This is a genomic window from Pseudoduganella sp. jia 9, assembly GCF_055502615.1.
Genome location: NZ_JBUPWE010000008.1, coordinates 129,107 through 147,295 on the forward strand (window position 1 = coordinate 129,107; position 18,189 = coordinate 147,295).

14 protein-coding genes are annotated in these 18,189 nt (G+C 67.8%); 10 read left to right on the forward strand and 4 right to left on the reverse strand.

Features of this window, described 5'->3' with window-relative positions; all coding sequences use genetic code 11:
• Window positions 1-178 precede the first annotated feature (178 nt).
• The 3 genes from ACY34H_RS11810 (at window position 179) to ACY34H_RS11820 (ending at window position 3,959) form a co-directional block, all read left to right on the forward strand.
• Window positions 179-820, forward strand: a complete 642-nt coding sequence (locus ACY34H_RS11810) for a glutathione S-transferase family protein (RefSeq protein WP_464977819.1) — start codon at window positions 179-181, stop codon at window positions 818-820.
• A gap of 150 nt (window positions 821-970) precedes the next feature.
• Window positions 971-2,641, forward strand: coding sequence for a DUF5060 domain-containing protein (locus ACY34H_RS11815; protein ID WP_464977683.1), 1,671 nt, complete (start codon window positions 971-973; stop codon window positions 2,639-2,641).
• A 31-nt stretch (window positions 2,642-2,672) separates the two neighbouring features.
• Window positions 2,673-3,959: a DUF1593 domain-containing protein gene (locus tag ACY34H_RS11820; protein WP_464977684.1), complete on the forward strand. Its 1,287-nt coding sequence runs from the start codon at window positions 2,673-2,675 to the stop codon at window positions 3,957-3,959.
• Window positions 3,960-3,988: 29 nt separating this feature from the next.
• Here ACY34H_RS11820 and ACY34H_RS11825 read toward each other — a convergent pair whose 3' ends face one another.
• The gene (locus tag ACY34H_RS11825) at window positions 3,989-4,873 is read right to left on the reverse strand and encodes a MipA/OmpV family protein (RefSeq protein ID WP_464977685.1); all 885 of its coding nucleotides are present in this window, start codon (window positions 4,871-4,873) and stop codon (window positions 3,989-3,991) included.
• Window positions 4,874-4,980: 107 nt separating this feature from the next.
• On the opposite strand from ACY34H_RS11825, the gene ACY34H_RS11830 reads away from it, so the two are divergent.
• Window positions 4,981-5,985, forward strand: coding sequence for a formylglycine-generating enzyme family protein (locus ACY34H_RS11830; RefSeq protein WP_464977686.1), 1,005 nt, complete (start codon window positions 4,981-4,983; stop codon window positions 5,983-5,985).
• On the opposite strand, the gene ACY34H_RS11835 is transcribed toward ACY34H_RS11830, so the two are convergent.
• Complete coding sequence (locus ACY34H_RS11835; RefSeq protein WP_464977687.1) at window positions 5,975-7,393, reverse strand: arylsulfatase; 1,419 nt, start codon at window positions 7,391-7,393, stop codon at window positions 5,975-5,977. The two genes, ACY34H_RS11830 and ACY34H_RS11835, sit on opposite strands and share 11 nt — an antisense overlap.
• A 166-nt stretch (window positions 7,394-7,559) precedes the next feature.
• On the opposite strand from ACY34H_RS11835, the gene ACY34H_RS11840 reads away from it, so the two are divergent.
• The 5 genes from ACY34H_RS11840 to ACY34H_RS11860 all read left to right on the forward strand — a co-directional run bounded on the left by ACY34H_RS11840 (window position 7,560) and on the right by ACY34H_RS11860 (window position 12,720).
• Window positions 7,560-9,182, forward strand: coding sequence for a mechanosensitive ion channel family protein (locus ACY34H_RS11840; RefSeq protein ID WP_464977688.1), 1,623 nt, complete (start codon window positions 7,560-7,562; stop codon window positions 9,180-9,182).
• Window positions 9,183-9,309: 127 nt separating this feature from the next.
• Window positions 9,310-9,561, forward strand: coding sequence for a hypothetical protein (locus ACY34H_RS11845; RefSeq protein ID WP_464977689.1), 252 nt, complete (start codon window positions 9,310-9,312; stop codon window positions 9,559-9,561).
• 110 nt (window positions 9,562-9,671) lie between these two features.
• A complete protein-coding gene (locus ACY34H_RS11850; protein WP_464977690.1) occupies window positions 9,672-10,616 on the forward strand; it encodes a nucleoside recognition domain-containing protein in 945 nt (314 codons plus the stop codon).
• A 189-nt stretch (window positions 10,617-10,805) separates the two neighbouring features.
• Complete coding sequence (gene adh, locus ACY34H_RS11855) at window positions 10,806-12,326, forward strand: aldehyde dehydrogenase (protein WP_464977691.1); 1,521 nt, start codon at window positions 10,806-10,808, stop codon at window positions 12,324-12,326.
• Between the two features lie 13 nt (window positions 12,327-12,339).
• On the forward strand, window positions 12,340-12,720 hold the full coding sequence (locus tag ACY34H_RS11860) for a DUF779 domain-containing protein (RefSeq protein ID WP_464977692.1): 381 nt from the start codon (window positions 12,340-12,342) through the stop codon (window positions 12,718-12,720).
• Between the two features lie 14 nt (window positions 12,721-12,734).
• On the opposite strand, the gene eutC is transcribed toward ACY34H_RS11860, so the two are convergent.
• Together eutC and ACY34H_RS11870 are read right to left on the reverse strand one after the other, a co-directional pair.
• Window positions 12,735-13,529: an ethanolamine ammonia-lyase subunit EutC gene (gene eutC / locus ACY34H_RS11865; protein ID WP_464977693.1), complete on the reverse strand. Its 795-nt coding sequence runs from the start codon at window positions 13,527-13,529 to the stop codon at window positions 12,735-12,737.
• Window positions 13,530-13,539: 10 nt separating this feature from the next.
• Complete coding sequence (locus ACY34H_RS11870) at window positions 13,540-14,961, reverse strand: ethanolamine ammonia-lyase subunit EutB (RefSeq protein ID WP_464977694.1); 1,422 nt, start codon at window positions 14,959-14,961, stop codon at window positions 13,540-13,542.
• A gap of 195 nt (window positions 14,962-15,156) precedes the next feature.
• Here ACY34H_RS11870 and ACY34H_RS11875 point away from each other — a divergent pair, with 195 nt between their 5' ends.
• Complete coding sequence (locus ACY34H_RS11875) at window positions 15,157-18,153, forward strand: glycoside hydrolase family 2 TIM barrel-domain containing protein (protein WP_464977695.1); 2,997 nt, start codon at window positions 15,157-15,159, stop codon at window positions 18,151-18,153.
• Window positions 18,154-18,189: the final 36 nt, after the last annotated feature.

The window sequence follows — 18,189 nt, forward strand, 5'->3', positions numbered from 1 at the left end:
GTGCGGAAGCGTCGCCATCACCGTCGCGCGCGCCATACAGCATGGCCGGTAGCTGCGCCGCACCCTCGTTTATACTCGGCCTGGGTTCGGGGCAAGGCAAGGCTGGCCTGTCCGGACCGGGCGCCGTCCGCCACCGGAAGCGCGCCAGCCAGCCGTTTTGCCGACGAGGAGACGCATGATGACCATCACCATTACCGCCTTCGAACATTCGCCCGATGGCGGCAAGGGACTTTCACGCGACACGCGCGTGCGCTGGGCGCTGGAGGAAACAGGCCAGCCCTACAAGGTGCGCCTGGTGACCTTCCAGGCGATGAAGCAGCCGGCCCACCTGGCGCTGCATCCGTTCGGCCAGATCCCCACGTACGAGGAAGGCAATCTCGCGCTGTTCGAGACCGGCGCGATCGTCCTGCACATCGCCGAGCGCCATGCCGGCCTGCTGCCGCACCATGCCAATGCCCGCGCCCGGGCGATCGCATGGATGTTCGCCGCCCTCAATACCGTGGAACTGCCGATCATCGAACTGTCCACCGTCATGCTGCTGGAACGCGATGAACCGTGGTATGCGCAGCGCCTGCCGCTGGTCGAGGGCCGTGTACGCGACCGCCTGCTCCAGCTTTCCACCCGCCTGGGCGAAGCGGAATGGCTCGACGGCCCGTTCAGCGCGGGCGACCTGATGATGGTGTCGGTGCTGCTCAGGGCCCGGTCGTCGGGCATCCTCGACGGGTTTCCGAATCTTGCCGCCTACGTCGCCCGCGGCGAGGCCCGCCCGGCCTACAAGCGCGCGTTCGCCGCGCAACTGGCGGTCAATTCCGGCGGCTGACCGCCTGGGCGGCAAAGTGCGCTGCGCGCCGCGCAATCACGGAATTGATCGTGAGGCGTGGATGCTTGAGTTCCGCGCATGGCTCTGATACGGTGGCACGGTCATCAGACAAGCTGCTGCTGAACAATAAAATACGGAGACACCCACGGCATGGCACGACCTATCCCGTCGCGCGCGGCTGCGCGCGCGCCCAACCGACCGATCGGCGACCTGCTGGTCTACCTGTTCGCATCGCTGCTGTTCGCATGGGGCCTGTGTGCCCAGGCGGCCGCCCAGGAGCGCGTGGAAAAATACGGCCTGTACGAAGTAGTCCTGAAAGGTAAGGATGCCGGCAATCCGTTCATCGACCTGGAGCTGACCGCCACCTTCTCGCGCGGCAGCGAGCGCTATACGCCGGAAGGCTTCTACGACGGCGACGGCACCTACCGCGTGCGCTTCATGCCGCCCAGCGCCGGGCAGTGGACTTATGTCACCCACAGCAACCATCCCGACCTGGACGGTAGGAAGGGTACCTTCACCGCCGTGGAAGGAACGAACCGGGGGCCGGTGCGCGTGGCCAACACCCACCACTTCGCGCATGCCGATGGCACGCCGTTCCTGCCGTTCGGCACCACCATCTACGAGTGGGCGTTCCAGCCCGAGGCGAAGAAACTGGAAACGCTGGCCACGCTGAAGAAGGCGCCATTCAACAAGGCGCGCATGCTGGCCGTGCCGCCGTACAAGGCCAACTATATCGACGGGCCGGGCAGGCTGACCGAGTTCCCGTTCGTCGGCACGGCGCGCGACAACTTCGATTTCTCGCGCTTCAATCCCGCGTACTTCCGCAGCCTGGAGCGCGACGTGAAGCGGCTGTCGGACCTGGGCATCCAGGTCGACCTGATCCTGTTCCGGCCGTACGACAAGGGCCAGTGGGGTTTCGACACCACCAGCGACGCCGTCAACCAGCGCTTTGTGCGCTACATGGTGGCGCGCTTCGCCGCGTTCCAGAACATCTGGTGGAGCCTGGCGAACGAGAACAGCTACATCCGGCACCTGACGGACGAGGATTTCGACCGCTATTTCCAGATCGTGCAGAAGTACGATCCGTACCAGCACCTGCGCTCGATCCACAACGCCGACCGCATCTACGACTACAACAAGCCGTGGGTCACCCATGTCAGCCTGCAGTACTACAACGCGGTAAAGGTGTTCGGCGTGTCGCCGATGCTGCGCGACATGTACCGCAAGCCCATCGTGCACGACGAGATCAATTACGAGGGCAACTCGCCCAGCCGCTGGGGCCAGCTTTCCGGCGAGGAGCTGACGCGCCGCTTCTGGGTCGCGCTGGTTGGCGGCGCCTATGCGACGCATGGCGAGGTTCTTGAAAATGGCTGGATCGCCGGCGGCGGCCACCTGGCAGGCACCAGCCCGGAACGCATCGGCTTCCTGCGCAAGATCGCTGAGGCGGGCCCGAAGGGCGGCCTGGCGCCGATCGACCAGCTGTTCGTGATGAATGCCGCCGGCCAGCCCGGCGAATACTATCTTTACTATTTCGGCGACGACAAGCCAGCCGAATTCCCGTTCGTCCTGCCGGTCAAGGGCCTGCGCAAGGGGATGAAGTTCAAGGCCGACATCATCGACACGTGGAACATGACGGTCACGCCCGTCCCCGACACGTTCGAGATCGGCGAGCCGCCCCGCTACCGCGTCGCGGACGTGAACAAGCGGGTGATCAAGCTGCCGGGCAGGCCGTACATGGCGCTGCGCATCCAGCGTGTCGGCGAAATGCCGAAGGCCGCGCCGAAGCCAGCGCCCGGCGCCATCGTCGACGAAGAACTGTAGGGCGCCCTCGCGCCGCCCGGAGGAAGAAACCATGACGAAGCGGCTCGAATGCTGGAAGAAGCTGGCCTTGCCGGCATGCGCCGCGGCTGTCCTGCTGCAGGGCGGGCCGGCCGCGGCGGCGGAACCGGCCCGGCACCGCATCGTCGTTTCCACCGACATCGGCGGCACCGACCCGGACGACGACCAGTCGATGGTGCACCTGCTGGCCTATGCGGACAGCTTCGACATCGAAGCACTGGTCTCGTCGCCGTTCGAATCGGATGCGGGGCGGACCGGCAACATCCTGAAGGTGATCGCCGAATACGAGAAGGATTACCCGCGCCTGAAGCGCCATTCGCCGCGCTACCCGGTGCCGGACGCGCTGCGCGCCGTCACGAAGCAGGGTGAGACCGGCTCGACGGGCCTGCGCGGCTGGGGCGTGCCGACCGACGGATCGCGGGCGATCGTGGCCGCGGCGCGGCGCGACGATCCGCGCCCGCTGTGGGTGCTCGCCTGGGGCAATATCGGCGACGTGGCGCAGGCCCTGCACGATGCGCCGGACATCAAGGCAAAGCTGCGCGTCTACTGGATCGGCGGGCCGAACAAGAAGTGGGGGCCGGCCGCCTACGACTACATCGCGCGCGAACATCCGGACCTGTGGATCATCGAATCGAATTCCACCTACCGCGGCTGGTTCACCGGCGGCAACCAGCAGGGCGACCTGGGCAACAAAGCCTTCGTTGCCCGCCACCTGAAGGGCCACGGGGCGATGGGCGACTATTTCGCCGGCCACCTGCACGGCATGATGAAGATGGGCGACACGCCGTCGGTGACCTACATGCTGGGCGACACGCCGCTGGACCCTGGCCGCGATTCGTGGGGCGGGCGCTATGTGCGCGCGTGGGAGCGGCAACGCGTGACCTTCGACCGGCCCGCGACCGCCGCCGACAGGGTCGAAGCGTTTTCCATCGTCGAATTCAGGCTGGCCAGCGACGCGCTGCCGGTGGCCGCGGCCAGGCTGTTCATCGACAGCCAGTCCTTCCCCGGCTACCGCCACGAGGACGGCACCTGGCGCTTCCTGTTCTCGCCGAAGGAAGCCAGGACGTTCACCTACGAGATCCGCAGCGACAAGCCAGGCGTGGCGCCAATGACCGGCGCCTTCACGGCAGTCATGCCGGCCGCGGAACGCACGCCGTCACCGCGCTACCCGAACTGGTGGACCGACGATCCCGATCCCCGCGTGGCCGAAGGCGCGCACCAGGGCGCTCGGACGGTGAGCCGCTGGCGGGCAGCCTGGCTTGCCGACTTCGCCCGGCGCATGGCGCGCGCGGACCGTTAGCGGGACCGCTCTGCCGCGCTGGCCTGCGTCTATTCCCAGGCGCGCGCCGCGGAGCGGTGGATCGTCCACGTGAACCCGGCGCCCACCGATAGCCCGCTAGTCTTGCGGAACAGCGGACTGTCGCGGTTGGCCGCGTGGCTGTGGTTGTCGTAGCGGGTGAACCCGAACACACGCCAGTCCGGCGTCAGCCGCCGCGACAGGCTCAGGCCGAGCCGCGTCATCATCAGGCCGCCCGACGCCGAGTACTGCGGGCGCGCCGCCGTCGCATACTGCGGCGCGACATCGTAGAAATACGCATTCAGCCGGGCATTGCCGTACACCGCGCCCAGGCTGGCATCGGCATGCCACTTGCCGGTGCCGTCGCCGGTCTCGAATACCACCCGCGGTTCGAATACCAGGCCCCGGCGCTCGAAGCCGTTGCGCAGTTCCAGCGGCACACGCAGCGGCAGTTCCAGCCGCAGGCGGCTGTTCGGCGAAGGCTGGGCCAGCAGCACCTTCAGGCGCGGTCCGAACTCGAGCAGCGAGTTCAGGTCCGGCATGCCTTCGCGCGCGTCCACGTCGTCGGAGCGGGCGGGCAGCGACAGCGCAAAGCCCAGGTCGAGTTCCACCCGTTCGCTGTTGATCAGCCGCGCGTTCACGCCGGAGCGGTCGGCGCGGATGATCTTGCCGCGGTAGATCACCAGCGGCAGCACCAGGCCGCGCGCGGAGCGGTCGTCGGCACCGGGATAGGCGGGCGTGGAGGCCGCGCCGCCGAACACGCCGATTTCCCACAGCGGCAGGTCCGGTGCCGGCACCGCCTGCTGCTGGGCGGCCGCGGGCGCCATCATGGCGAGGCAGGCAAGGAGGGAGGCCGGCAGGGATGTCAGCACGGAGGCTGGCAGCAAGGTCGATGGCAGGATGCGTGGCATGGGCATGGTTGTCGGGTGCTGGATGATGCCGGCACATTACCATGGGCAGGCCGTCCGCAGTGCGGGAAGCCATACGCTTTATACTCGCGCTTTGCTCCAGTATCCGACCGTCCATGACGACCAAGCCCACGATGTCCGCCGCGCCCGTGAAACCCTGCTGCGCCGCCTCGCGTGCCGGCACCGATGCGCCGGTGGTATCGGGGCAGCCGCCTTCGACGTCGCCATCGCCATCGCCCGGCGCGCCCCTGCCGCGTGCCGCGGTCGTGCTGCCGGCCGCCACCTTCCTGATGGGAACCGACTACGCCCGTGCCAATCCCGGCGACGGCGAAGGCCCGGTGCGGCCCGTCTCGCTGTCGCCGTTCTCGATTGATGTGTACCCGGTAACGAACGCCGATTTCGACGAATTCGTGCGCGCCACCGGCTACGTCACCGAGGCCGAGTGCTTCGGCACGTCCTTCGTGTTCCAGGGACAGATCCCGGACGAACGCTACGACGAAGTGGTGGAGGACACGCTGGCGGCGGCGCCCTGGTGGTGCCTGGTGCGCGGTGCCGCATGGCGTACGCCGGAAGGGCCAGGTTCATCGATCGGCAGCCGCATGGCGCATCCGGTGGTGCACGTCTCGTGGAACGACGCGATGGCGTATGCGGCGTGGAGCGGGTCGGTGCTGCCGACCGAGGCGCAGTGGGAGTATGCCGCGCGCGGCGGCCTCGAACAGAAACTCTATCCCTGGGGCGACGAGCTGGCGCCGCGGGGGCGGCACCTGTGCAATGTGTGGCAGGGCGACTTCCCCGTGCTGGATACGGCAGAAGACGGCTTCGCCGGCACCTGCCCGGTCGACGCCTTTCCGCCGAACGGCCATGGCCTGTATTCGATGACCGGCAATACCTGGGAATGGTGCGCCGATGCCTGGAGCACCGGATTCAGCGCCGCGCCGGGCCGCGATCCGCAAGGCCCGCAAGGCGTAGCGGCCGGCGCCGCGCGCGTGATGAAGGGCGGTTCCTTCCTGTGCCACGCCTCGTACTGCAACCGCTACCGTCCCGCCGCGCGCACCATGAACACGCCGGACAGCGCGGCATCGAACATCGGCTTCCGTTGCGCCCGGCCGGTCAGCCCTTGACGGGTTCGGGCGCCGGGTCCGGGTATTCGACGGACGCCACGTGTTCGCGCGCCATGCCGTCGGCCATCCGCTTCACGATGTCCGGGTGCTCTGCGGCGATATTCCTGCTTTCCTTCGGATCGCGCGACAGGTCGTACAGTTCCAGCGGCCCGCCGCGCTTCATGCGCAGCGCCTTCCACTTGCCCCAGCGCGCCACCTGGCGGAACTCCGGGTCGTAGAACTCCCAGTACAGGAAGCGGTCTTCCGCTTCGCGCTGGGCATCGGCAAGGAATGGCTTCAGGCTCACGCCATCGCTTCTCTCGCGCGGCGCGCCGGCCAGGTCCAGCGCGGTCGGCAGGAAGTCGGGGAAATACACCGGCACGTCGCTGAGGGCGCCGGCCGCGACCTTGCCTGGCCAGCGCACGATCCACGGCGTGCGGATGCCGCCTTCGTACATGTCGCGCTTGTAGCCGGTGAGGCCGCCGTTCGAATCGAAGAAGTCGGCCATCCGGGTCTGCTGCGGCGTCGGCTCCGAGCGGGGGCCGTTGTCCGAGGCGAAGAAGACCACCGTATCCTTGTCCAGCCCCGCGCTTGCCAGCTTGTCGAGCAGCCGGCCGATGCCGAGATCGAGATGGTGGATCATCGCCGCATAGGTCTTTTCGTCGTCCGACCAGCCCGCGCGGTCCGCATAAGGGCCAAGATCGGGCGACGTGAACGGCGAGTGGGGGCTGTTGTAGGCGGCGTACAGGAAGAACGGCGCCGCCTTGTGGCGTTCGATGAAGCCGAGCGCATCGTCGGTGATCATCGTGGTGTCATAGCGGCCGTGCCTGCCGTTCGCGTTCTCGGGGATATCGACCACGCGGTCGTCGTGCACGCGCTGCGCCGGCCAGTAGCCGTGGGTGGTTTCCAGCGGCGTCAGCCAGCCCCTGAATTCGTCGAATCCGAACTGGACCGGAGTGGCCTGCGTCTCGAAGCCGTCGAGGTGCCACTTGCCCATCAGGCCGGTGCGGTAGCCCGCGTCGCGCAGGTACTGCGCCACGGTCTTGTCTTCGGGCAGCAGGTTCGGGCGACGCCACAGCTGCTTGCCCTTGCCCTTGGTGCCCAGCTTGCCGCCGGCCAGCGCCGTGTTGTCGCGGATGCGCGCGTGGCCTGTGTGCATGCCCGTCATCAGTGCGCAGCGCGACGGTCCGCACACCGGCGCACCCGCGTACGCCTGGGTGAAACGCATGCCTTCCCTGGCCAGGCGGTCGATGTTCGGCGTGGCGATGCGGCGCTGCCCGTAGACGGCCGTGTCGCCGTAGCCCATGTCGTCGGCCAGGATGAAGATGATGTTCGGGCGCCGCGCCCCGGGCTGCGGCGCAGCAAGGGCGGGGCCGGATGCGGCGGCGATGGCGGCCAGCGCGCTGGCGATGAATTCTCTGCGGATCATGTGGACTTTCCTTTGGCACACGAGCTTAGCACGCGAAAAAACGGCGCCTGCTCAAGTTGTTGAGCATTGAATTGGCTTTGCTCTCAAGCAACTGTGCGGGTGCCGGCGGCGAGGAATGGTAGACTTTGCATCCTGACAAGTAGTAGCCGAAGGAGGCGTCCCACGCATGCGTTTCATTTTCCGTAGCCTGATTTTCCTGCTGTTTTCGCTGGCCAGCCTTCCGGGCCACGCACTGTTTGCCAAGCCACCCGCTCCGACCGCCGTCGTCATCCAGCCCGATCCGCTGGGCCGCGAAACGCCGCGCGCGATGGTGTCCGGCCTGATCGAAGCCCTGGCCGAACTCGATTACGATCGCGCCGCCCTGTACTTCGACCTGCCTGCCGTGAGCAGCAACCGCCAGCGCATGCAGGCGATCAGCCAGGCGCGCGGCTTCCACGCGCTGCTCGACGATGGCGGCTCGCTGCGGCCGTTCGCCGCGCTGTCGAACGAAGCCGGCGGTACGCTCGACGACGACCTGCCGATCGACCAGGAAGCCATCGGCGAAATCACCGTGAAGGGCAAGGCGGTGCCGGTGCTGCTGACGCGCGGCCAGGATGGCGAGCGCCAGGTCTGGCGCGTGTCGAAGGAAACGCTGTCGCAGATCGCCGCCGCCACCGGCCGCATGAGCGCCGCGCAGGAGGCGCAGCAGGCGGCGGAAGACAAGGAATTCATCGTGGCCGGCGCGCCGCTGAAGGACTGGGCGATCCTGCTGGGGCTCGGCATCCTGGTCTTCGGCGGCCTGTGGATGCTGGCGGCGCTGCTGGTGGCGGCCACGCGCCGGCTGGTGGCCGATCCGGCCGCCAACGGCATGTACCGCTTCGTCGAGGCGGCGCTGCCGCCGCTGAGCCTGCTGATCGCCGTCGGCATCTTCTACAACTGGGCGGACCGGCTGCCCGTCGCCATCGTGGCGCGCCAGATGCTGCTGCGCTATGCCGGCATCGTCGCCGTGATCGCGGTGGTCTGGTTCGGCCTGCGGCTGGTCGACGCGGTCGCCGAACTCGTGCTGACGCGCATGCGGCGGCAAGGCCGGCGGCAGATCGTTTCCGTCATCACGCTGGCGCGGCGCACCGTCAAGGTCCTGCTGCTGCTGTTCTCCGGCATCGGCATCCTCGACACGTTCGGCATCGACGTCACCACCGGCATCGCGGCGCTGGGCATCGGCGGTATCGCGCTGGCGCTGGGCGCGCAGAAGACCGTGGAAAACCTGGTCGGCAGCGTGACCGTGATCGCCGACCGCCCGCTGCAGGTGGGCGACTTCATCAAGGTCGGCGACGTGGTCGGCACCGTCGAGGACGTGGGCATCCGCTCGACGCGCATCCGCACCGGCGAACGCACCGTCGTCACGATTCCGAACGGCGACCTGTCGGCGCGCCAGATCGAGAACTTCGCCGAACGCGACCGCTTCCTGTTCAATCCCGTGATCGCCGTCGACCATGCCACGCCGTCGGCCAAGCTGAAGGAAGCCATCGCCATCGTCCAGGGCGTGCTGGCCGAACATGAACATATCGCCGACGGCGCCCGCGCCAGGCTGGGCAGCATCGGCGAGCGCTCGTTCAACATCGACGTGTTTGCCTATATCGACGTGCGCGAGTTCGATGTGCAGGTGGTCATCCGCGAAGCGCTGCTGCTGGCGATCTACGAGCGGCTCGAAGCGGCCGGCATCGACCTGGCGTTCCCGAACCAGACCATCCTGCTGGCCTCGGGCGGCGAACGGGCGGCGGTGGAAATGGCGGAGGAACTGCCTCGGTGACAGCCACGCGGTGGATGCGCCGATGGCGGTCATTGCGCTGCATCGGCCGGCAATCGACCTGTAAAAGTAGTCAATTTAGTTGATTTCGCGTAAGATGTCGGGCCCCGCCCAAACACCGCCCCGCACCATGAACAGCGAAGCCACCACCCTCAGGGAAGCCATTGCCCTCGTCCTGCGCGCCTGCCGCGCCGCGATGCCGTTTTTCCTCAGTATCGAAACGTGGCTGATGGTGGCCGTGGCGGCGGCCACCGTCGGCGGCTTCTGGCTGGCCTTCATGGGCGACCTGCGCAGCCTGCTGCTGTTCGGCGGCGCCATCGGCTATCTGGTGCTGCGCCCGGTGCTGCACGCGAAACGCATCCTCGGCTGGCCGTTCGTCTAGGCGGCATCTAGGCGGCATTCGCCGCCTCGTCGCTGTACATATGCCGGATACGCCGGCCTGCGCCGGTACAATGTCCTTTCAATCAACGAAAGGGCTGCCATGGCCGCACCATGGAACTGATCGACATCGTCCTGAAAGCCGGCCGCTCGGCCGTCGAACTGTCGCTGTTCATCCTGCTGCCCATCATGGTCGTCATGCTGTGCCTGATGCGACTGCTCGAAGCACGCGGCGTGATGGACTGGGTGGTAGTCCGGCTGGCGCCGGTGCTGAAACCGGTCGGCCTTACCGGCCTGAGCGTCTTCGCCGCGCTGCAGATCAGCTTTGTCAGCTTTGCCGCGCCGATCGCCACGCTGGCGATGATGGAACAGCGCGGCGCGTCGGACCGGCACCTGGCCGCCACGCTGGCGATGGTGTTCGCCATGGGCCAGGCCAATGTGATGTTCCCGATGGCCGCGCTGGACCTGCGGCTCGGCTTCGCGCTCGCGGTGTCGCTGGCCGGCGGCATGCTTGCCGCCGCGGCCACGTACTACGGCTTCGGCCGCGGCCTGTCCGGCGCTGAAAAGCCGATGGACGAGACGCTGAAGCATCCGGTGGCCGAGGACGGCAAGGGCATCCTCGACGTGATCAACCGTGCAGGCGCGGAAGCGTTCCGGATCGCGGTCGGCGTGATCCCGATGCTGGTGCTGTCGCTGGTCGCCATCACGATCCTGCGCGGGCTCGGGCTGTTCGCCTGGCTCACCGGCCTGCTCGCGCCGCTGCTGCAGGCGGCCGCCATCGATCCGAGCCTGGTGCTGCTGACGCTGACCAAGGCACTGGCCGGCGGCACGGCGGTGTTCGGCCTGCTCGACGACATGCACCGCGAAGGCACCGCCCAGATCCCCCATGCTGCGCTGGTCAACCAGAGCGCTGGCTGGCTGATCCACACGATGGACATTCCCGGCGTCGCCATCCTGATCTCCGCCGGCAAGCGCGTGGCAAGGGTGTGCACGCCCGCCATCCTGGGCGGCTGCATCGGCATCGCCGCGCGTACCGTGGCCCATGTCCTCCTGGGCTGAATACCGTCGGGGTAGCCGTTGGGTGCGTACCACGGCGCTGCATGCCGCATGGTTCAGCTGCCGCTTTGTGGAATAATCAACTTCGTGACATGCGGCCGGCGATAGACCGGAAACAGGATGCCACGGCGCTTGCATATCCTGCATCACGCGCAAGCGTTCCCTTACTCCAACAGAGAAACAGAGGACGACATGAATCTTGCCGATATCAGCAAACTGGGCGTTGCCAACCCGTTCCGCGAACGCTACGACAACTACATCGGTGGCCGCTTCACCGCGCCGGTGAAGGGCGAGTACTTCGCCAACGTCACGCCGATCACGGGCCAGCCGTTCTGCGAGGTGGCCCGTTCGTCGGCCGAAGACATCGAACTGGCGCTGGATGCCGCCCATGCCGCCCGCGAAGCCTGGGGCAAGACCTCGCCGGCCGAGCGCGCCAACATCCTGAACCGCATCGCCGACCGCATGGAGCAGAACCTGGAGCTGCTGGCCACCGCCGAGACCATCGACAACGGCAAGCCGATCCGCGAAACCAAGGCCGCCGACATTCCGCTCGCCATCGACCATTTCCGCTATTTCGCCAGCTGCATCCGCACGCAGGAAGGCGCGATCTCGACGATCGACGATGAAACCTACGCTTACCACTTCCACGAGCCGCTGGGCGTCGTCGGCCAGATCATCCCGTGGAACTTCCCGATCCTGATGGCGGTATGGAAGCTGGCCCCCGCGCTGGCGGCCGGCAACTGCGTGGTGCTGAAACCGGCCGAGCAGACGCCGGCGTCGATCATGGTGCTGGCCGAGCTGGTCGGCGACCTGCTGCCCGCCGGCGTACTGAACATCGTCAACGGCTACGGGCTGGAAGCGGGCAAGCCGCTGGCCTCCTCGAAGCGCATCGCCAAGATCGCGTTCACCGGTGAAACCGCCACCGGCCGGCTGATCATGCAGTATGCCGCCCAGAACCTGATACCGGTCACGCTGGAGCTGGGCGGCAAGTCGCCGAACATCTTCTTCGCCGACGTGATGGATGCCGACGACGACTACTTCGACAAGTGCCTGGAAGGTTTCGCGATGTTCGCGCTGAACCAGGGCGAGGTGTGCACCTGCCCGTCGCGCGTGCTGGTGCAGGAGTCGATCTACGAGAAGTTCATCGAACGGGCGCTGGACCGCGTGGCGAAGATCAAGGCCGGCAATCCGCTCGACGCGAACACGATGATCGGCGCCCAGGCCTCGCAGGAACAGCTGGAAAAGATCCTGTCCTACCTCGACATCGGCCGCCAGGAAGGCGCCGAAGTGCTGGCCGGCGGCGAACGCGCCACGCATGACGGCGACCTGTCCGGCGGCTTCTACGTGCGGCCCACCGTGTTCAAGGGCGACAACAAGATGCGCATCTTCCAGGAAGAGATCTTCGGCCCGGTCGTCTCCGTGACGACCTTCAAGGACGAAGCGGACGCGCTGCGCATCGCCAACGACACCTTGTACGGCCTGGGCGCCGGCCTGTGGACGCGCGACGGCAGCCGCGCTTTCCGCGTCGGCCGCGCCATCCAGGCCGGCCGCGTATGGACCAACTGCTACCACCTGTATCCGGCGCATGCGGCATTCGGCGGCTACAAGCAGTCCGGCATCGGCCGCGAGAACCACAAGATGATGCTCGACCATTACCAGCAGACGAAGAACCTGCTGGTCAGCTACAGCGCCAAGGCGCTGGGCTTCTTCTGACGCCGTCGCCGCCATGGCGGATGCGATCGCAAGGGTGACCGCGACCCCCGCCGCGCTGGCCTTCATCGGCGAGCTGCGGCGGCGGCATGGTCCACTGATGTTCTTCCAGTCCGGCGGCTGCTGCGACGGCAGCGCGCCGATGTGCTACGCCCAGGGCGAATTCAACCTGAGCGATACCGACGTGCATCTCGGCGACCTCGATGGCGCGCCGTTCTACATGGGCGTGGAGCAGTTCGGCTACTGGGAGCATACGCAGCTGATCATCGACGTCGTGTCCGGCAACGGCGGCATGTTTTCGCTCGATAACGGCACCGGGCGGCGCTTCCTCACCCGTTCGCGCCTGTTTACGGATGAGGAGTGCGAGCGGTTGCGGGCCAACGCCATGGGACGTTAGCTGCTGCCTGTCTGTCAAAGCAGGAAACGCCCCTGATCCTGGTGGTCCAGCGCCACCAGGTCCTCCGTCTCGTCCTTCAGTTCCACCCCCGTCAGCTGCCGCCGCCGCGCTTCCGCCAGCAGGTAATGCAGCCTGCCGGCTGCGGCGTCATACGGCAGCCCCGCCGGCCGCACGTTCGAGATGCAGTTGCGTCGTTCATCCGTCAGCCCCACGCGCGGCGCCCATGTGACGTACAGCCCCATGCTGTCCGGCGAGCTGAGGCCCGGGCGTTCGCCGACCAGCACGACGACGGTCCGCGCGCCCAGCAGCTCGCCCACCTCGTCGCCGACCGCCACGCGTCCCTGCAGCACGACCGACACCGGCGCAACCGACCATGCCTCGGCCTGCAGGCGCGCGCGCAAGGCGGCGAGGAACGGTGCGGCATGCTGCGCGACCGCCAGCGAGGACAGGCCGTCGGCCACCACGAACGCCAGGTCGTACGATCCTCCGGCCGTGGCCAGCAGGGTACGCGAGGCCGCATCGAGCCGGCGCCCCAGGTCCGGCCGCTGCAGGTAGACATGGCGGTTCGCGGCGGCGCTGTGCAGCGCCAGGCACTGCACAGCCCCAGGCCATGCGGCGTCGAGCGCCCGCGCCAGGGTGCCGCTGTCGAGTTCAGCGTGCACGGCGTCGCGGGCGCGGGCATGGGCCAGCTGGAAATCGAGCTGGGCGGAAGTCGGCTGGCTGACGCCGGCGTGGCCGAGGGCGATGCGGGCCGCGCTGAAGCGGCGCAGCGCCAGCCAGGCATCCGGTTTGACGACAGGGTCGGTCATGGCGGCTCCTTCAGGAAATGCGCAGCAGCGCCTGCTCGAACGGCGCCGGCAATGCGCGGCCCAGCCGGAAGCCGCCATCCAGGCTGCCATCACCGCCGCTGTCGCCATCGCCGGTAAAGATGCCCATGCCGCGCAGCCACGCGGCGAACTCGGGCGCCGGCGCCAGGCCCAGCGCGCGGCGCAGGTACAGCGCGTCGTGGAACGAGGTGGTCTGGTAGTTCAGCATGATGTCGTCCGCGCCGGGCACGCCCATCACGTAGGTGCAGCCGGCCGCGCCGAGCATCGTCAGCAGCACGTCCATGTCGTCCTGGTCGGCTTCGGCGTGGTTGGTGTAGCACACGTCGCAGCCCATCGGCAGGCCCAGCAGCTTGCCGCAGAAGTGGTCTTCCAGGCCGGCCCGGGTGATCTGCTTGCCGTCGTACAGGTACTCCGGGCCGATGAAGCCGACCACGCTGTTCACCAGCAGCGGCGCGAACCTGCGCGCCACCGCATAGGCGCGCGCCTCGCAGGTCTGCTGGTCGAGGCCGTGGTGGGCGCCGGCCGACAGGGCGCTGCCCTGGCCCGTCTCGAAGTACATCACGTTGTCGCCAGCCGTGCCGCGCCCCAGCGACAGCGCCGCCGCGCGCGCTTCGCCCAGCAGCGCGAGGTCGATGCCGAAACTGGCGTTTGCCGCCTGCGTGCCGGCGATGGACTGGAACACCAGGTCGACCGGCGCGCCCCGTTCGATGGCGGCAATGGTGTTGGTCACGTGGGTCAGCACGCACGACTGCGTGGGAATGGCATGGCGGGCGATGATCTCGTCGAGCATCGACAGCAGCCGCATCACCTGCGGCACGTTGTCGGTGGCGGGATTGATGCCGATGACGGCATCGCCGCTGCCGTGCATCAGGCCGTCGAAAATGCTGGCGGCAACGCCGGAAGGATCGTCGGTGGGATGGTTCGGCTGCAGCCGCGTCGACAGCGTGCCCGGCAGGCCGATCGTGTTGCGGAACCGCGTGACGGTGCGGCACTTGCGCGCCACCAGCACCAGGTCCTGGATGCGCATGATCTTCGAGACGGCGGCGGCCATTTCCGGCGTGATGCCCGGCGCGATGCGTGCCAGCGCCGGCGTATCGGCATCGTCGCCCAGCAGCCAGTCGCGGAAGTCGCCGACCGTCAGGTGGCGAATGGGGGCGAACGCGGCGGCATCGTGCCCGTCGACGATCAGGCGCGTGACCTCGTCGCTTTCGTATGGCACCAGGGCTTCGTTCAGGAAGGTGGCCAGGGGCAGGGCGGCAAGGGCCATCTGCGCCGCCACTCTCTCTTCGGCGCTGCCGGCCGCCACGCCGGCAAGGTAGTCGCCCGACCTGGCCGGCGTGGCCTTCGCCATCAGTTCGCGCAGGCCGGCGAACCCGTAGGTGCGGGTGCCGACGATATGGGTAATCCGGCTCATGGCTGCCTCCGATCGGTGATGCCCGGGATGTCGGGCTACGGATGATCCTAACTTAGCACAAGGCGGTGCCGGCGCGTCGCCGCCGCGGCGCATGGGGAGGCGATCATCGGCGTGAGTGATTCGCGGGCAAGGGCGCATTGCGGGGAGAATGCCGCCAAGATAGGCGTCCTGGTGAAACTTCCGAACGAACCGCCGATGAACGCATTCCAACGTACCACCCACGCTTTCCTGCTTGCCATCCTGTGCGCCGGCACATCCGCCATCGCCGCCGAGGCATATGCGTCGCGCGATCCCGCCTTCACGCGTTCGCTGAACGGCGAGTGGGCCTTCCGCTACGTGCCGGGCCTCGATGCAGGCGCCGACGGCGGCTTCGCTGCGCCCGGTTTCGACGTGGCGGCTTGGGCCACCATCCCGGTTCCCGCCAACTGGGAGCTGAAGGGCTTCGCCGAACCGTCGTATGCCGACGAACTGAAGGATGGCCTCGGCCTGTACCGCCGCACGTTCGCCGTGCCGGACGGCTGGCAGGGCAGGCGCACCTTCCTGCGCTTCGAAGGGGTGGCATTCGGCTACGAGGTCTGGGTCAACGGGAAGAAGGCCGGCGAGTCGAGCGCCAGCGCGTTCAACCGGCACACCTTCGACGTCAGCGGACTGCTGCGCGATGGCAGCGAGAACGTGCTGGCGGTCCGGGTGACCACCAAGCCCCTCGGGTTCGAATTCGACCTGAACGACGACTGGTCGCTGTCCGGCATCTACCGCGACGTCACGCTGTTCTCGGTGCCCGAGACCCATGTGCGGGACCTGACGACAGCCACGAAGCTTGGCACAGGCGGTGCGGCGGAACTGTCCGTTGCCGTGGACCTGAGCCGGCCCGATGGCGACGTTCGCGCGCAGTTGTATGGGCCGGACGGCCGCCTGGCCGGCGAGGCGGCGCTGCAACGCGGCACTGCGCAGGGCAGCGCCGGCACCATCCGCGTGGCAAAGCCCAGCCTGTGGAGCGCCGAGACGCCATCGCTGTATCGCCTGCGGCTGACGGTGTCGGTGGGTGGCAAGCCGGTGCAGGTGCTGGAAGAACGCGTGGGCCTGCGCGAAGTGTCCATCGCCAACGGCGTGCTGCTGCTGAACGGGCGGCCGATCAAGATGCGCGGCGTGAACCACCACGACCTGGAACCGCGGCATGGGCGGGCCATCACCGTGGAGCAGATGCGGCGCGATATCGAACTGATGAAGAAGGGGAACGTCAATTACCTGCGTACGTCGCACTACCCGCCGGACGTGCGGCTGCTGGAACTGTGCGACGAGATGGGCATGTACGTGATGGACGAGGTGTCGATCGGCCACGGCGAAAAAAACCTGGAGAAGCCCGAGTACCGCGCCAATATCCTGGCGCGGGTGGAGCCGACCATCCTGCGCGACAAGAACCGGGCGTCGGTGCTGGTCTGGAGCATCGGCAATGAGAACCCGATCACCGATGCCGAGCTGGAAGCGGCCAGGCTGGCCAAGTCGCTCGATCCTGGCCGGCCGGTGACCATCCCGAAGATCGGCAGCTATTTCGCCGCCAATTACGAGAAAATCCCGGCCTGGGTCGAACTTCATGCGCCGCATTACCCCACCAATGCGCGCATGGCCGATTACGCGGCGAAGCTGGACCGGCCGACGATCTTCACCGAGTACGCGCATGCGCTGGGGCTGGCCACCGACCGCCTCCAGGATCAGTGGGACATCATCCAGAAACACCCGGTGTTTGCCGGCGGCTCGATCTGGCACTTCATGGACCAGGGCATCCTGCGCAACAGCGCGCAGCCGGTCGACACCGGCAAGCCCACCCAGCTGGTGTGGCTGAACGAACGGCAGTACTTCGACACGCACGGGCTGGACGGCGCCGATGGCGTGACCTATGCGGACCGTACGCCGCAGTCCGATTTCTGGCAGATGCGCAAGGTCTATGCACCGGTGCAGATCGCCGAACGCCAGGCGGCCGTGCGCCCCGGCAGGCAGCAGATTGCGCTGACGGTCGAGAACCGCCACGATTTCCGCTCCCTGGCCGGGATCACGCTGCACTGGGTGCTGCAGCGCAACGGCAAGGGGATCGGGCAGGGCAAGGCCGCGCCACGCACGCCGGCACGCGGCAGGGAAACGGTGCGCATCCCGGTCGAGATTCCGGCCGACGCCGCCGGCGATGTGCTGGCGCTGGAAGTGCGCGCCGTCGACGAGACCGGCATGCAGGTCAACGAACGGGTGGTCCGGCTCGACCTGCCCGCGGCGTCGCGTCGACAGGTGCTCGACGAGGCGCTGGCATCGACGCCCGGCGAGCCGCTCAAGGTCAGCGAAACCCACTCCGCGTACAGGATCACCGCGCCGCACTGGATCCTGACAGTGAAGCGCCATTCGGGCGACGTATCGATCACCGACCGCGACGGCCGCATACTGGTGGCCGGCCTGGCGCCGCATACCGGCCGGCGGCCGACGATGGTCGAACAGCTCAATGGCAAGGAGGGCGGCCTGTGGACCGCCACGGCACTGGCCACGCTGCAACAGGCGAAGGTCGCCATGACGCGCGTCGGCACCGGCGTGCAGGTGGAGGTGTCCGGCCGCTATCCGAAGCCCGGCGCGGAGGATGAGGCGCTGGTGGGCGGCTACCGGCTCACGATGGACACCGCCGACGCCGGTGGCGCCATCGCCGTGCAGTATGCCTTCCGGCCCGATCACGCGAAGGGCACGCTGTCGGAGGCGGGGCTGTCCATCGCCGCGCCGGCCAGCCTGGGCGAATTCCGCTGGATCGGCCAGGGACCGCATGCCGGCTATCCCGGCAAGGACCGGCTCAACGAATTCGGCCTGTTCCACCTGAACGAGGCCGACCTGCGCTTCCGCGGCAACCGCCGCGAAACGGACGTGGCGGCGCTGACCACGGCCGCCGGCGCGGGCTTTGCCGTGACGATGCCGTCAGGCGACGTGGCGGTCGAACGGGAAGGGGAGCAGATCCTCGTCAGCCACAACGCGCTGATCGGCAGCCTGGGCAACAAGCTGACGAAGCCGGAAGTCATGCTGCCGCTGGACGGCATCCGCGAGATCGCGGGGACGTTCACGCTGTACCCGCTCGCATCGGCGTGGCCGGCGCCGCTGCTGCGCTGGTTCGGCCAGCCGGCCGCCGCGACCGGCGTGTACCGGCCGTTCCACCATAGCTACGATCAATAGAGCGTTGTGCAGGGCCGCGCTGCGGGTTGCGCGGCG

What these genes read in the sequence shown, in the direction of transcription:
- ACY34H_RS11810 (WP_464977819.1), top strand. Translation starts at nt 179, where the DNA reads ATGACCATCACCATTACCGCCTTCGAACATTCGCCCGATGGCGGCAAG.
- ACY34H_RS11815 (WP_464977683.1), top strand. Translation starts at nt 971, where the DNA reads ATGGCACGACCTATCCCGTCGCGCGCGGCTGCGCGCGCGCCCAACCGA.
- ACY34H_RS11820 (WP_464977684.1), top strand. Translation starts at nt 2,673, where the DNA reads ATGACGAAGCGGCTCGAATGCTGGAAGAAGCTGGCCTTGCCGGCATGC.
- ACY34H_RS11825 (WP_464977685.1), bottom strand. Translation starts at nt 4,873, where the DNA reads ATGCCCATGCCACGCATCCTGCCATCGACCTTGCTGCCAGCCTCCGTG.
- ACY34H_RS11830 (WP_464977686.1), top strand. Translation starts at nt 4,981, where the DNA reads ATGACGACCAAGCCCACGATGTCCGCCGCGCCCGTGAAACCCTGCTGC.
- ACY34H_RS11835 (WP_464977687.1), bottom strand. Translation starts at nt 7,393, where the DNA reads ATGATCCGCAGAGAATTCATCGCCAGCGCGCTGGCCGCCATCGCCGCC.
- ACY34H_RS11840 (WP_464977688.1), top strand. Translation starts at nt 7,560, where the DNA reads ATGCGTTTCATTTTCCGTAGCCTGATTTTCCTGCTGTTTTCGCTGGCC.
- ACY34H_RS11845 (WP_464977689.1), top strand. Translation starts at nt 9,310, where the DNA reads ATGAACAGCGAAGCCACCACCCTCAGGGAAGCCATTGCCCTCGTCCTG.
- ACY34H_RS11850 (WP_464977690.1), top strand. Translation starts at nt 9,672, where the DNA reads ATGGAACTGATCGACATCGTCCTGAAAGCCGGCCGCTCGGCCGTCGAA.
- adh (WP_464977691.1), top strand. Translation starts at nt 10,806, where the DNA reads ATGAATCTTGCCGATATCAGCAAACTGGGCGTTGCCAACCCGTTCCGC.
- ACY34H_RS11860 (WP_464977692.1), top strand. Translation starts at nt 12,340, where the DNA reads ATGGCGGATGCGATCGCAAGGGTGACCGCGACCCCCGCCGCGCTGGCC.
- eutC (WP_464977693.1), bottom strand. Translation starts at nt 13,529, where the DNA reads ATGACCGACCCTGTCGTCAAACCGGATGCCTGGCTGGCGCTGCGCCGC.
- ACY34H_RS11870 (WP_464977694.1), bottom strand. Translation starts at nt 14,961, where the DNA reads ATGAGCCGGATTACCCATATCGTCGGCACCCGCACCTACGGGTTCGCC.
- ACY34H_RS11875 (WP_464977695.1), top strand. Translation starts at nt 15,157, where the DNA reads ATGAACGCATTCCAACGTACCACCCACGCTTTCCTGCTTGCCATCCTG.